Below are 1353 nucleotides of genomic sequence, written 5' to 3' on the forward strand. Positions count from 1 at the left end.
GTAGCGACTGTCTTGATTGTCAAGGGGTAATTCAAAAAAACTCAAGCAGTTGCCGTAAAACTCAAAATCTCAAGCCGGAAAAAAGCGCAGCAAAAGCTAAGCTGCTCAGGTTAAACCAAAGCAAGCGCAACCCTTGATTAGAGATAACAAGGATCGTGAATCTCTAGGAACAAGGTTGTAAATTGTCAGCAAGCTGCCAAGGCTGATTTTGGCGAACCATTGCATTAAGAATAACTAAGATTTTCCGCACACAAGCAGTCAGAGCCAGTTTTTTTGATTTACCTCGTCCGACTAGGCGTTCGTAAAAGGTTTTAATCACCGGATTATGACGCATAGCTACCACCGCTCCCATGTAAAGAGTCGCCCGAATCTGAGCGCGACCTCCCTGAATCATTCGCTTACCTTTATGTTGACCACTATCATGATTAATCGGCGCAACACCGACTAAGCGAGAGATTTGTTTGGCGGTTAATTGACCGAGTTCTGGTAAGTCGGAGACGAGAGTAGTAGAAATTACTTGACCAATCCCCGGCACGGTTTTGAGTAAATTAACTTTCTCGAGCCATTGTTGGTTAGCTTGGGTCAATTCCTCAATTTCTTGATTGAGTTTTTCGAGGCAGTTATCGAGATACTCAAGATGGGCTTCGATATCGACCAAAGCTTTACCGCGAGCGCGTTCCCGTCGGTTTTTTTCGGCAGTCCGCATCTCGACAAGTTGCCGGCGACGACTAATTAAGTCGCCCAATTGACGAGATTCTTCCGACTCAACCGCTAATATTTGCGGTTGCATTGCCTCGCCAAAATGAGCTAAGATTTGAGCGTCAATGGCATCGGTTTTGGCTAATTTACCAGTGGCTTTAGCAAAGTCTCTTCCTTGACGGGGATTGATTAAGGCTACAGGTAAATCCGCTTCTTGTAATTGAATCACCAGTTCAGTTTCTAAACCTCCTGTCGCTTCCAGAACGATGAGGTTGACAGTGTAGGATTTTAGGGTCTCGACCAGTTTAGATATGTCCTCCTTTGTGTTAGCAACTTTCATCGCTTTACCGAGGGGACGAAGGTAAACATCTAGGGTCGCTTTACTAATGTCAATGCCTACCCATTGAGAGATATTTTCCATGATTAAACCTGAGAAATTGGCGGGATTAATGGTTATTTTGGAGAGCATCCCCTTGATTTTACTCATCCTTGCCCGATACGGTCTGTTAGCTTAACAATTGATTGTTTTCGCCACGACCCCGGCGACTGTTCGAGTTTTGTCAGGGAGATTATGGTGGTGACCCTTGCTACGAAGCGGTCTTTTCTGACCAAGGTTGGGACGGTCTGCCACTTCTCTCAATATACAAGGTTGGG

The 1353-nt window shown here is 45.2% G+C and carries 1 protein-coding gene; it reads right to left on the reverse strand.

Going from position 1 to position 1353, the window contains the following annotated elements; genetic code table 11:
- Nucleotides 1-163: 163 nt before the first annotated feature.
- On the reverse strand, nt 164-1120 hold the full coding sequence (locus MiAbW_RS19745; RefSeq protein WP_194163189.1) for an IS110 family transposase: 957 nt from the start codon (nt 1118-1120) through the stop codon (nt 164-166).
- Nucleotides 1121-1353: the final 233 nt, after the last annotated feature.

Origin of the sequence: Microcystis aeruginosa NIES-4325, from assembly GCF_008974145.1 — a bacterium.
Lineage (GTDB): Bacteria > Cyanobacteriota > Cyanobacteriia > Cyanobacteriales > Microcystaceae > Microcystis > Microcystis aeruginosa_G.

Coding starts and splice junctions, on each gene's coding strand:
- MiAbW_RS19745 (WP_194163189.1), bottom strand. CDS start 1,120: ATGGAAAATATCTCTCAATGGGTAGGCATTGACATTAGTAAAGCGACC.